The organism is Albidovulum sp., from assembly GCF_049646345.1.
In the GTDB taxonomy this organism is placed as follows: domain Bacteria; phylum Pseudomonadota; class Alphaproteobacteria; order Rhodobacterales; family Rhodobacteraceae; genus Albidovulum.
The window spans coordinates 1-12927 of record NZ_JBARVQ010000828.1; the positions used below are offsets into that span (position 1 = coordinate 1).

Annotated in this window: 10 protein-coding genes and 2 pseudogenes; 6 read left to right on the forward strand and 6 right to left on the reverse strand. The window is 62.2% G+C overall.

What is annotated here, in order from left to right; genetic code table 11:
* Positions 1 to 1136 (forward strand): cell division protein FtsZ (locus WBB85_RS21645; protein ID WP_432640642.1); only part of this gene is annotated, 1136 nt, incomplete at its 5' end.
* Between the two features lie 214 nt (positions 1137 to 1350).
* Positions 1351 to 2274: a UDP-3-O-acyl-N-acetylglucosamine deacetylase gene (gene lpxC / locus WBB85_RS21650; protein WP_432640643.1), complete on the forward strand. Its 924-nt coding sequence runs from the start codon at positions 1351 to 1353 to the stop codon at positions 2272 to 2274.
* A gap of 61 nt (positions 2275 to 2335) precedes the next feature.
* On the opposite strand, the gene WBB85_RS21655 is transcribed toward lpxC, so the two are convergent.
* Positions 2336 to 3358: a heme-binding protein gene (locus WBB85_RS21655; protein WP_432640644.1), complete on the reverse strand. Its 1023-nt coding sequence runs from the start codon at positions 3356 to 3358 to the stop codon at positions 2336 to 2338.
* A 313-nt stretch (positions 3359 to 3671) separates the two neighbouring features.
* Here WBB85_RS21655 and WBB85_RS21660 point away from each other — a divergent pair, with 313 nt between their 5' ends.
* Together WBB85_RS21660 and recN are read left to right on the forward strand one after the other, a co-directional pair.
* Entirely contained in the window at positions 3672 to 4511 is an 840-nt protein-coding gene (locus tag WBB85_RS21660; protein WP_432640645.1) for an outer membrane protein assembly factor BamD, read from the forward strand.
* Positions 4512 to 4553: 42 nt separating this feature from the next.
* Entirely contained in the window at positions 4554 to 6197 is a 1644-nt protein-coding gene (recN, locus tag WBB85_RS21665; RefSeq protein WP_432640646.1) for a DNA repair protein RecN, read from the forward strand.
* A gap of 9 nt (positions 6198 to 6206) precedes the next feature.
* On the opposite strand, the gene WBB85_RS21670 is transcribed toward recN, so the two are convergent.
* Positions 6207 to 7181 (reverse strand): glycosyltransferase family 8 protein, encoded by a 975-nt coding sequence (locus WBB85_RS21670; RefSeq protein ID WP_432640647.1) that lies wholly within the window; start codon positions 7179 to 7181, stop codon positions 6207 to 6209.
* Positions 7182 to 7352: 171 nt separating this feature from the next.
* On the opposite strand from WBB85_RS21670, the gene proS reads away from it, so the two are divergent.
* Entirely contained in the window at positions 7353 to 8696 is a 1344-nt protein-coding gene (gene proS / locus WBB85_RS21675) for a proline--tRNA ligase (protein ID WP_432640648.1), read from the forward strand.
* Positions 8697 to 8875: 179 nt separating this feature from the next.
* Here proS and WBB85_RS21680 read toward each other — a convergent pair.
* Positions 8876 to 9454: pseudogene (locus tag WBB85_RS21680) on the reverse strand (transposase).
* Positions 9455 to 9519: 65 nt separating this feature from the next.
* On the opposite strand from WBB85_RS21680, the pseudogene WBB85_RS21685 reads away from it, so the two are divergent.
* Positions 9520 to 9690, forward strand: a pseudogene (locus WBB85_RS21685) (IS630-like element ISSpo6 family transposase); the annotation flags it as partial.
* 301 nt (positions 9691 to 9991) lie between these two features.
* On the opposite strand, the gene WBB85_RS21690 reads toward WBB85_RS21685, so the two are convergent.
* From WBB85_RS21690 to WBB85_RS21700, 3 genes are all read right to left on the reverse strand, one after another.
* Positions 9992 to 11845 (reverse strand): alpha/beta fold hydrolase, encoded by a 1854-nt coding sequence (locus WBB85_RS21690; RefSeq protein WP_432640649.1) that lies wholly within the window; start codon positions 11843 to 11845, stop codon positions 9992 to 9994.
* Positions 11845 to 12735: a branched-chain amino acid ABC transporter permease gene (locus WBB85_RS21695; RefSeq protein WP_432640650.1), complete on the reverse strand. Its 891-nt coding sequence runs from the start codon at positions 12733 to 12735 to the stop codon at positions 11845 to 11847. Before WBB85_RS21695 ends, WBB85_RS21690 begins: the two co-directional genes overlap by 1 nt.
* The coding region (locus tag WBB85_RS21700) for a hypothetical protein (protein ID WP_432640651.1) at positions 12732 to 12927 on the reverse strand (196 nt) is incomplete at its 5' end. The genes WBB85_RS21695 and WBB85_RS21700, both read right to left, overlap by 4 nt.

Below are 12927 nucleotides of genomic sequence, written 5' to 3' on the forward strand. Positions count from 1 at the left end.
TCGATACGCTGATCATCATCCCGAACCAGAACCTGTTCCGTCTGGCCAACGAAAAGACCACCTTCACCGATGCCTTCGCCATGGCGGACGATGTCCTCTATCAGGGCGTGAAGGGGGTTACAGACCTCATGGTCCGCCCCGGCCTGATCAACCTCGATTTCGCCGATGTCCGCGCCGTGATGGACGAAATGGGCAAGGCGATGATGGGCACGGGCGAAGCGAGCGGCGAGGATCGTGCGGTCCAGGCGGCCGAGAAGGCGATTGCCAACCCGCTCTTGGACGAAATCAGCCTGAAAGGTGCCAAGGGCGTCCTGATCAACATCACCGGCGGGTCCGACCTGACGCTCTTCGAACTCGACGAAGCGGCGAACCGTATCCGCGAGGAAGTGGACCCGGACGCCAATATCATCGTCGGCTCCACGCTTGATGACAGTATGGAAGGCCTCATGCGGGTTTCGGTTGTCGCGACCGGTATCGATGCCGCCGTTGCGCAGACCGAGGTTCCGACGCCGCGCCGCCGTCTGGCCGAGCCGCTGCAGCCCGTAGCTATCACCGAGCCCGAGCCGGTCCACGCCCCCGCGCCGCAGCCCGAGCCGGTTCGTGCGGTTGAACGGCCTGTCGCCGCTTCGGCCCCGGAACCGCGCCGTGAGGAACGCCGCGAAGTGGTGGCCGAGCGAGAAGAAGAGCGCACGCTGTTTGATGCGACCTCGGCCGGGGGCGATCTGCCGCCGCCCGCCTATCAGCCCGAGCCGCGCCACCAGCCGGAAAACCTGCATGTCGAGGATGATCCGCAAAGCTTCGTTGCACCGCGCCCCCGCACGCCGGGTACGCCGACACCGGAAGCCCTGGCCCGTTTGCAGGCCGCCGTCAGTCGCGCCCCCGGTCAGGGTCAGCGTCAGCCAGCGGCCCCGCAGCCGGTCCAGCGCGCACCGCAAGCGGCAGGAGACAAGCCGCGTTTCGGCATCAACTCGCTTCTGAACCGGATGACCGGCCACGCGGCCGAGCAGCCGCAGCGGACGACGCCGACACTGCGCCAGACTCCGCCCCCGCAATCCGCCTATGACGACGATTCCGAGGTGGATCCGGATCAGGAGCGGATCGAGATTCCGGCCTTTCTGCGGCGTCAGGCCAACTAAGCGCGGTCACAAATTGACGGAAAGCGGCCGGCACATGCCGGCCGTTTTTATTTGTGCATCAATGAGTTGCGGACGGAAATCGGAGCAGCGGCAGGGCTTTGCCGAAGTTTTAGGAAATTGTTCCATTCCGTTGCAAAGAGTGAGTTGGCTTTCGCACCACGCCCGATTACCTCCACGCTAGCCAAAAGCCGTTAACGGCTGTGAAGGGGTAAACGTGCAGACGACGATCCGATCATCGGTTACTTTCGCGGGTGTAGGCCTGCATTCCGGCCTGCGCGCGCGGATGACGATCCTGCCCGCTTCGGCGGAATACGGGATCTGGTTCCGCCGCACGGATGTGATCGGTCGCGATGCGATGGTTCAGGCGCATTGGGCGGCTGTTTCCGACGCCACGCTCTGCACCCTGATTTCCAATTCCGCGGGCACCTCGGTGTCGACGATCGAACATGTGATGGCCGCGCTTGCGGGCTGTGGCATCCACAATGCGCTGATCGAGATCGACGGGCCGGAAGTGCCGATCCTTGATGGGTCCTCGGCACCGTTCGCCTCGGGCATCATGGCGCGTGGGGTTCGGGTGCTGGATGCGCCGTTGCGCTGCTTTGAAGTGTTGAAGCCGGTCGAAGTGACGCATGGTGACGCCGTTGCCCGGCTGGAGCCGTCGGACACGCTGGAAATCGAGTTTGAGATCGATTTCACCGACGCCGCCATCGGTCATCAGCAAAAGCGCATGTCGATGGCCAATGGCGCTTTCCTGCGCGAACTGAGCGATTGCCGCACCTTCTGCCGTCAGGCGGATGTCGATGCGATGCGGGCAAGCGGCCGGGCGCTCGGCGGCAATCCAGGCGAAAACGCGGTGGTTTTCGACGGTGACCGGGTGGTGAGCCCGGGCGGTCTGCGCCGCGCCGATGAACCCGTGCGCCACAAGATGCTGGACGCCTTGGGCGACCTCGCTCTGGCGGGTGCGCCGGTTCTGGGCCGTTACACTGGCGTGCGTGCGGGGCATGCGATGACCAACCGGCTGTTGCGGGCACTCTTTGCCGATCCGTCGGCCTATCGTATTGTGGATTGCGATGCGGCGACCCGCCGCCGCCTGCCGGGCTCTGACATCAATCGCGCCGATATTCCGGCCGTCGCCTGACAGACCGCATCAGCACAGCGATCAGGCAAACCGGGGCGGTTGATCCGCCCCGGTGCCACTTTCAGTAAACTTTTTCAAGGGTCGCGATGCTGATATGCGGCCAGGTCGCCCGACCGGGCAACTGATCCTCCCGCCCGAAGAAATTCAGCATTACGACCTGCGAATACTGCATCCGCAGGCGCGGCTTGCCCTTGATCTTCTTACCCGCCAGTTCCTGTATCCAGAACGTCGACCGCATGCTGACTGGTTCGGCCTCACGCGTGGTGAAGGGCATGTTGCTGACACCGCCAGTGGCCCGCTTGCTGTCGACCGTCAGCACGGTTGTACGTTTGATATCGACCCCCTGATTGGCGAAGCTGAGGATCGCGTTCATGTTGTTGGGGCTGAAACCGGGAAAGCCCGGAACCCCGGTCACGGTGCCCATGAACGGGGTGTCGACATAGTGCTTGTAGGGCGCTAGATAGGGGTCCGAGCGGAAGTCATAGGCGTCGGGTGGCAGGTTTTCGATGGTCTCATGCCGCCCAATGGGAAAGCCGTTTATCGGCGGGATGACCGGCGCGCCCTTGATGATGCTGCTTTCGCCAAGCGCCAGCACCGAATTGCCATGCGGGATCGAGGCAAGGCGCGCAATATCGATATTGTCGGTTCTTAGGTCGCGCGCATAGAGCCAGAGGCCGGGTTCATGGTGGATCGGAGCCCCGATTGGTCCGCGATGGCTGCTTGGCGGGCGGTCATCGACGGCGATCTGCTTGATCTGTTGCTGATAGTCGAGGGTGACAACTTCCTGATCAAAATTCGACGCCGGGTTTCCAGGACGCCGGAGGCCGCGATTGGGAACCGCGCTATCGATAAGGCTGAAGGTCAGGTCCTCTCTATATTGGTTCATCAGAACCCGGTAGTTGAACCCTTGCGGCGGCGGCGGCGCTTCCTGAAACGGCAGAGCGATCATGTTCCATCCCGTTCCCTCGCCCACCCATTTACCGGGAAGATGCTTCAACGGGCCGAGAATGTCCTCAGGCGCATCCGCATCATGGGTTTTGTAGAGCTTGCGTTGATAGACAGGGGATTTGGTTTTTCGGGCCATAACGTGCTCCAAGATATTGATTTAAATAAAAAGTTGTTCGTTGAACAAGAGTGGTCGCAGGCGAAAAGTGCTGCCTGTAACAGAGGTACTATACACGATCAGGGCATCTGTAGCGAGATTGTTGTCTGATCCGGCGGCGGGCGGGCTCACCTGATGGTTGTCGCGCGGCGGGAAACCGGATGTTCCTGCGCGGGGATGGGGCTGACAATTGGCGTTTTGCGCCCCGGATTTTTCTGTGCTAGACGAGGCAGGTACTGCGGTCGGGTAGGGGCCGCTACATCAATATAGTATGCAAGAATCAAGGTAGGCGGGCATGGGTCGGGGCATCAGGGCGGCAACTCTTGTCGGTGGCCTCGTTTTGGCTTTGATGGTTTCCGGCTGCGGTCGACGGGCTGCAGTTGTGAATCTGGAGAACCTTGATGCCGCGACGATCTATCAGCTTGGCGAGCGTGAACTTGAAACCAGCCGCAAGAGCGAGCAGGCGGTCAAGTATTTCGCCGAAGTTGAGCGTCTTTACCCCTATTCCGAATGGGCCAAGCGCGCGCTGATCATGCAGGCCTTCGCCTATCACAAGCACCGTGATTATGAGGAAAGCCGCGCAACAGCGCAGCGTTACATCGATACCTATCCGGCGGAAGAGGATGCGGCCTATGCCAAGTTCCTGCTGGCGCTTTCCTATTATGACCAGATCGACGAGGTAGGCCGCGATCAGGGCCTGACCTTCCAGGCGTTGCAGGCCCTGCGCGCGGTGATCGAGGAATACCCCGACAGCGACTATGCCCGCTCGGCGATCCTGAAGTTCGATCTGGCCTTCAACCATCTGGCCGCGAAAGAGATGGAGATCGGGCGCTACTACCTCAAGCGCAAGCATTACACCGCCGCGATCAACCGGTTCCGCGTCGTGGTCGAGAACTTCCAGACCACGACCCATGTGCCGGAAGCCCTGCACCGTCTGGTCGAGGCCTATCTGTCGCTGGGCTTGACCGATGAAGCGCAGACGGCTGGTGCTATCCTGGGCCACAACTTCCAGTCCACGGATTGGTATGAGGACAGCTATGCGCTTCTGACCGGGCGCGGATTGCGGCCCGAAGCGAAGGGCGACAGCTGGTTGGCCAAGGTGTATCGCCAGGTCATTCGCGGCGAATGGCTGTGACAAACGGGCGGTGCGTGCCAGCACGCACCCTACGGGGCGGATATGCTGCGCTCGCTTGAGATACGCGACATGCTGATCATCGACCGGCTGGAACTGGATTTCCGGCCGGGTCTGAATGTGCTGACCGGTGAGACCGGGGCGGGCAAGTCGATCCTTCTCGATTGTCTCGGTTTCGTGCTGGGCTGGCGTGGGCGGGCTGAACTGGTCCGTGCGGGTGCCGATCAGGGAGAGGTCGTGGCGGTCTTTGATCTGCCCGCAGGCCATGCGGCCCGAGCCGTGCTGGAAGAGGCCGGGCTGGAGGCAGAGGACGAACTGATCCTGCGCCGGGTCAACACGGCTGACGGCCGCAAGACCGCCTGGGTCAATGACCGGCGCAGTTCGGGCGAGGTGTTGCGAGCGCTTTCGGACACGTTGATCGAGTTGCATGGCCAGCATGACGACCGGGGCCTGTTGAACCCGCGTGGTCACCGGCAATTGCTGGATGTCTTTGCCGGGGTCGATCCGGGGCCGCTGCGTCGGGCCTGGACGGCCCGCGCCGAGGCACGAAAGGTGCTGGCTACGGCCGAGACTGCCCTGGCCGAGATACGCAGCGAAGAGGAATTCCTGCGCCATGCGGTGGCCGAACTCGACAAGCTCGACCCGCAGCCGGGCGAGGAGGCGGATCTGGATGCCCGCCGTCGCCTGATGCAGGCCGGTCAACGCATCCGCGAGGATATCGCACGGGCCGCGCAGGCTTTGGGGTCTGACGGCGCAGAGGGCCTGATGGCGGATGCCGCCCGCTGGCTCGATGGCACCGTGGAACAGGCCGACGGTGCGCTTGACGAACCGATTGCTGCGCTGGGACGTGCGATCACCGAGCTTGGCGAGGCCGTGCAGGGGGTCGAGCTTTGCCTCGACCGCCTCAGCTTCGATCCGCGCGAGATGGAGGCGGTCGAAGAACGCCTGTTTGCGATAAGGGCACTGGCGCGCAAACATGGCGTGCTGGCCGACGATCTGGGCGGCTTTGCGGAAGGGCTGCGCGACCGGCTCGCCTCGCTTGATGGCGGGGCAGAGAATATCCGTGCGCTGACGAAGGCGGTCGAAGCGGCGGATGCCGTCTATGATGCGGCGGCTTCGGCGATATCGACGCAGCGGTGGGAGGCAGCGGGGCGGCTTGATGCCGAGATTGCTGCCGAACTCGCGCCCCTTAAAATGGAGCGCGCGCATTTCGCGACCTCTTTCACCGAGGCCGAACCCGGCCCCGAAGGTGTCGATCAGGTCGAATTCACCGTGGCCACCAACCCCGGCGCACCCGCTGGCGCGCTGAACCGCATTGCTTCGGGCGGCGAGCTGTCGCGCTTCCTTCTGGCGCTGAAAGTGGTGCTGGCGCGGGGTGGCGAGGCGCTGACGATGATTTTCGACGAGATTGACCGGGGTGTCGGTGGCGCGACCGCCGATGCGGTGGGCCGCAGGCTCGCCCGGCTGGCCGAGACTGCGCAGATCCTTGTCGTAACTCATTCCCCACAGGTCGCGGCGCGCGGCGCGCATCACTGGCGGGTGGAAAAGAAGGTTGAGGCCGAGATGACGACCTCGACCGTCCTGCCGCTGGCGCCCGAGGCGCGGGTGGACGAACTGGCGCGGATGCTGTCGGGTGAGAATGTCACTGATGCCGCCCGCGAAGCGGCGCGGGCATTGCTGACGGGTTAAGGCGGCCTGTCAGCCCTCGTCCCAGCCATAGACCTGCAACCCGATCCCGGTATCGGCGAAATCGGTGCGGTTGAGATAGGCTTTCCCCGCCTCGCGCATCGCCATGGGATCATGACCTTCCCCGAGCATTCGCGTCCGCATCCGTTCGCGTGAGGCGCTGAAAAGGCGGTCCGGTAGGGCGCTGAGAATGTCCTGCATCCCGTTGGCCTCCAGCCAGGTTTCCATCGCGTAGAAATAGACCTCGTCGAAGCGGCGAAGGCGGTCTTTCCAGGGCTTCACCGGCCCGGTGAAATGGACAAGGCGCGGATTGCGCAGCGGGATCAGGTGGTCGTAGCGCATATTCGCCTGCCAGTTCCAGCTGGGTGAAAGTTCCAGCCAGTTGCCGTTGACGGCGGCGTTCAGGGCGGATTGATCGGAATAGTGGCACTTTTCAGGGTGATCGCGCAGAAAGGCGAGCGATCGGGCCGAGACCTCCTGCTCCAGATAAAGAGGTCCGTTGGCTATCAGGATACCGGCATTGAAATACTGTCCGGCGACGCCGTCGGGCAGGTTCGGAAAATAGTTCCGGGCGACCCAACGCTCGGGCTTGTCACCCCAGAGCGAACGGTCACGGATGGCCGCAACGGGCTTGTCATGCCCTGCAAGCGGGGTCAGTTCGGCGAAACTGCCCCAGCGCAGGAAGATATCGACATCGGAATAGGCGACCTGTTTGTAAGCCGCGCAAAGCTCCTCAAGCGCAACGATGCGCAGCAGGGCGGTTGTGGTCAGATGGCTGGAGATGCCGACCTGTTCGTCAACCTCGGGTGCCTGTTTTTCAACCACGGTCACCCGGTCGCCGAGCAGGTCCCTGAAACGCGCGTCGAGCGGATCGGAACAGTAAAGAAAATGGTCGAGCCGCCCTTCGCGGTCGCTGGCGAGTGACCGGGCGAGGAAAAACGCAGCCTGCCAGAACAGGTTCCGGTCGCTGCAGACGACGACGGCCATCTCTGCCTGCTGTCTTTTCCGCCCCATACATGTCCCCGTCATGCTGTCTGTCCGGTGTTAGGATATCACCGAACCAAGGTCCATAAAGGGATTGCCGGGGATTATGCTTGCCTGATCCCGGTCTTTGGCATAAGCGATGGGCAACCCGAACTCCAAGGACCCGTGATCCAGATGCGTCTTTCCCGCTATTTCCTGCCCGTCCTCAAGGAAAACCCCGCCGAGGCGCAGATCGTCAGCCACCGCTACATGCTGCGCGCGGGCATGGTCAAACAGGCTTCGGCCGGTATTTATTCCTGGCTGCCGATGGGCTTCAAGGTGCTGCGTAAGCTGGAAAACATCATTCACGAGGAACAGGCCCGCGCGGGTCACATTCCGATCCAGATGCCGATCCTGCAGGGCGCGGACCTTTGGCGGGAAAGCGGCCGCTACGACGACTACGGCGAAGAGATGCTGCGCATGAAGGACCGTCATGGCCGCGACATGCTCTACACGCCGACGGCCGAGGAACTGGTCACGGATATCTTCCGCGCCCATGTCGGCAGCTACAAGGAATTGCCGCTGACGCTCTATCAGATCCAGTGGAAGTTCCGCGATGAGATCCGGCCCCGTTTCGGCGTCATGCGCGGTCGCGAATTCCTGATGAAGGATGGCTATAACTTCGACCTGACAAAGGAAGACGCGCTGCACTCCTATAACCGCCATCTGGTCAGCTACCTGCGCACCTATGAACGCATGGGGCTTCAGGCGATCCCGATGCGTGCCGATAGCGGTCCGATCGGAGGCGATGATACGCATGAATTCCTGGTTCTGGCCGAGACCGGCGAATCCGAGGTCTTCTATGACAGCCAGATCACCGATCTGAAATTCGGCGACCGCGAGATCGACTTTGACGACCGCGCGGCCTGTCAGGCAGTGCTTGAGGAGTTTACCTCGCGCTATGCCCGCACGGATGAGACCCATGACGAAGCGCTGTTCAACAAGATCCCCGAAGAGCGCCGCCGCGTAGCCCGCGGCATCGAGGTGGGGCAGATCTTCTATTTCGGCACTAAATATTCCGAACCTTTGGGTGCCACGGTCGTCAATGAAAAGGGTGAGCGGGTGCCGGTCCATATGGGCTCGCACGGGATCGGGGTTTCGCGTCTGATCGGCGCGATCATCGAGGCCAGCCACGACGACAAGGGCATCATCTGGCCCGAAGGTGTGACGCCCTTCCATTGCGGTATCGTCAACCTCAGGCAGGGCGATGCAGAGGCGGATGGCGCCTGCGACGCAATCTATCGCAGCCTGACGGCCCTTGGACTGGAGCCGCTTTACGACGACCGGGATGAGCGGGCAGGGGCAAAATTCGCCTCGATGGACCTGATCGGTCTGCCCTGGCGCATTACCGTCGGGCCGCGAGGTCTGAAGAACGGCGTGGTGGAACTGACGAGCCGCCGGACCGGCGAGAGCGAGGAACTGCCGCCGGAACAGGCGATCCTGCGCATCGCCCAGATCTACGGCAAGGCGGCCGCCTGACGGCGACCGGGCCCGGACAAATGGCGATTCGGCCTGAAACGGACGCTTTGGGCCCTTTGCGGGCATGTATGGATGGCTCCTGCGTGGCAAGGGTTTTGTGAGCTTGCATCGACTGGTCGGCTGCGGCCATGTATTCGCCATCACCTCACGTTGCGCCTTACCATTCCTTCGAACCGCTCTCAGCCGTGCATCGCCTCGGCTCGCGGCCTGTAACTCGTCCCGTCGCAGAGAAGCGCGTAGATCGTCCGGGCCATGCGGTTCGCGCGCGCGATCGCAACGCCCCTCGTTTCCTTGGTCGCGAGCTTCCGCGATAGCCAGTCGGTCCCTGGCTTGCGGGGCCTGCGGCGAACCATGATCTGCGCCATGGCGCCCAGATACAGCAGCCGTCGAATGCAGCGGTTGCCCATCTTCGAGATGCCGCCGCTTCGTGGCTTCCCGCCGGTCGAGTGCTGCTTCGGCGTGAGGCCGAGCCAGGCAGCGTAGTCCCGCGCGGAGCCAAAATTGCTGACGTAGGGCTTCACTTAGGACGGCGGCATCAGGCGCACCTCGTGGCCCAGCTTCTGCAACTGGCGACCCCAGTGATGTGCCCCCGAACAGGCCTCGATGCCGATCAGGCAAGCCGGACGTTCCGCGAAAAATGCGAGAAACTGACCTCTCCGGAGCTGAGGCCGCACCACAACCTTCCCGTCGCTATCGACGCCGTGGATCTGGATGACATTCTTGGCAAGATTGACGCCGAATGTGCCAATTTCAAACATGGATGGCTCCTAAAGTTGGGACAATGACACCCCATCATGGCGCATAGCGACGCCGGGAGCAGGAGCCATCCACACCATCAATTGAAATGGCCTTCTCGAAACTCAAAGCGCACTTGCGCAGGATCGGCGCTCGAACCTTCACAGATGTGTTCCACGCTCTCACAGAAATCCGCGATGTTTTCTCACCGGAAGAGTGCTTGAATTACCTCAAAGCCGCCGGAGATGTCGCAGGTTAAAGGTCGGATTCTTTGGATCAGTCGTTGGTCGATCCTGCAGCATTCGGGCGTGGAAGGTGACCGCACTTTGGGTCAAGGCAAACCTTCATTCACTTTGCAGCATCGTGCAATGCCGGGCGCTGAGCGGCCAATCCCCGCGCTGCGGCGGTCCTTGTGGTTTGGCCCTGCTTAGACCGGTGCGGCCGTCTAGCAGAAGACGTTCGCTCTCTCTCACCATGTTGCGGTGCAGCTTACCACTTGCTGACAATAGTGTATCTGGCGGCAGAAATGCGTAAGTGCCGGAATCTCCAACACCGTGCTTCTACTCAGGGCGGGACCATGTCAGAAACCCGGCAAACGCGTCATTGAATTCCCTGGATTTGTTGAAGAACGGTGCGTGAAGACCGTTGGCTATGTCATGCGGTTTGCCGCTCCAGATGCGGCCATACGGCAGGCCCGCGATATAGACGTGATCAAGGAACGGATCGTCCGCGCCATTCAGTATCGCGAAGGGGATCGTGCCGTCGCGCAGCATCCGCATCTGGCGGGGCCAGTCGACGACCCCAAGCTTGGTGATCATATAGTAGCGCGTCCGTCCGTCGGTGCGACCGATATTGCGGTGGAGGAACGCACTTTCGTCACTGAACGGTGCGGTCGCAGCGCCTGCATAGGCGCGTTCTTCGGATTTGGTGAAATACTGCTTTCCGGCAAGGACGAGGTGGCTGGAGGCATCGTAGCCGCGCGCGAAATCGTCGGGCACGATGTTGAGCGGAGAGGTGCCGGTAATAGCGAGGCCCCGGAACGCGCCCGGGTCGCGGGCTGTCAGTTCCAGCGCGACATAACCCCCGAGAGACCAACCAAGAACATATGGTCGTTCGACGCCGCAGGCCTTCAGGACATCTTCGGCCACATCGGCATAGGCCGAGACATTGTAGGACTTTTCGGGGTCGGCATTGTCCGATACGCCATGCCCCGGCAGATCGAATGCAATCAAACGATGATCGGGTGAGAACGTGGTGAATTGATGCGTGAACGCTTCCTTACAGGCTGAATTTCCGTGGATCATCAGGATCGCCGGACAGCTGCCGCCGGTGTCGGCAACGGCGACCACCCCATGACGGGTCTGAACCATCTTTTCCGATGTGCCCAAGAGAGCTTCGCGCGCGGCCTTGCCCTTGCGCCTGTGCAGGGTGGCGCGGGTGGCGGATATCGTATTCGCCGCCAGTTCCCGCATCTCCTGGATAAGCCCCCAGAGACCGCCCGGATAGAAGATCATCACCGCGATGATCAGCCCGGCGATCAGGATATCGCGCCAGGCGCCGTAATCCGCCACCGCCTCAGAGAGAAGCACGATCAGGAAGGCACCGGCAACCGGCCCCCAGATCGTAGCCGTCCCGCCGACCAGCAGGATCGACAAGATAAGCGTCAGCGTCCCCAGCCCGAGAATATCGGGAGAGGCAACGCGAACGTAGGACGCATAGAACCCACCCGCCAGACCGGTGAAAAGTGCGCTTGCAGCCAGCGCCAGCGCCCGTGTCCTCGCCTCGGGCACGCCGCGTGCGATTGCGGCGTATTTGTTGTCGCGCAACGCGATGATTGCACGGCCCCAGCGCGAGCGGAGCACGCCGTAAAGAAACGCACAGGCGAGGACCAGAAGCAGAAGCGCGGTGTAGTAGTAGCCGATCTTTCCGTCCTTGATGAACCGGTAGCCACCGACCGAAAGCACGGGCAGCGTCACCATTCCGGACGTGCCGCCGGTGATATCAGCCTGTGAGATGATGATCTGATAGACGAGCTGCGAAAAGGCGAGTGTCACGAGGATCACATAGACCCCGTCGAGCCTGAGGACCGGCAGCGCGATCATCACCGCGATGATCATCGCAACCGGACCGGCCGCGAGAACCGCAAGCCATGGGTTGAGCCCGAGGGTCTTGGCGAGGATCGCGTAGGTGTAGATGCCCACGGCAAAGAGCGCGATATGGGCAAAGTTCAGAAGACCGCCGAAACCAAGGCTCAGGTCCCAACTTGCCGCCACCACCGCGAAAACCAGCGCCAGCACCATTATGTGGCGCAGATAGGCGGCCTCTACCACCAGCGGAAACGCGGCCAGAACGGCGACCGCCGCAACAGCCGGGACAAGACCGTTTGTCTTGTGAAACGGGGGATCGTACCGCATCAGAGCGTCCTTTGATGTTGTCCGAAGAGACCGGCAGGCCTGAGGATGAGAACAGTGATCATCACCGCGAAAAGCACGGCAGGCGTCCAGTAGAGGCCGACGAGATAGTTCGAGAAGCTTTCGAGCATCCCGATCAGCAGCGCCGCGTAAATCGGGCTAGTGAAGCGCGCGACACCGCCGAAGATCACCACGATCAGCGCCTTCATCAACGGATCGGTGCCCATCGTCGGGGTCATGAACCGCATGGAGCCCACAAAGATGCCGGCAAGGCCCGCCATCGCCGCCGACAGGCCGAAGGCTCCTGCGTAGAGCCGCGCGACATGCAGCCCGATCAGTTCGGCAGCCTCACGGTTTTGCGCCACCGCGCGCATGGCGCGGCCAGTCCGTGTGGCGATCAGGAACCAGCCGACCGAACCGAGCGTCGCGGCGGCCATGAGAATCAGGATGAGGTCGTTCGCCGCCAGAACGACCGGACCGGCCGAAACCTCGCTCTCGACGATACGGGACAATTGCTTGGATCGCGGGCCCCAGATCAGGTTGATCGCGCTTTCAAGGATGGTTGCCCCCGCCAGCGTCGTGATGACCGACGCCGTGACAATGTCGCCGCGTCTTTCGAAAGGCCGCACGAGGATCAACTGAAAGATAACACCCAGCACGAACAGCGCGGCCGTGGCACCGAGGATGCCGAGTGCGAGACCCAGACCGGCGGCTTCTCGGTCCGCGATCTGCCAGCCGATATAGGCGCCCGCCGCAATGAAGGTGCCATGGCCGAAGTTGAAGATGCCGAGTGTCGTCCAGACCACGGCCAGCCCGGCCGCCATCAGTGCGTAGATCGCACCCAGAACCAGACCGCCCGAAGCGACGGCAAGAAAGGTGTCGATGCTCATCATGTCAGGGCCTCTCCGAACAGCATGGTCATTAGCGCGTCATGATCCGGGATTTCATGCCGCTCCAGACGCCGGGAAATCCGGCCGTGGTCAAACAGGAACAGCCGGTCGATAAGTCGGGTGAGGAAGGCAATGTCCTGGTCGATCAGGATCAGCGGGATACCCATAGCCTTGATCGCCGCCACCGCCTCGCAC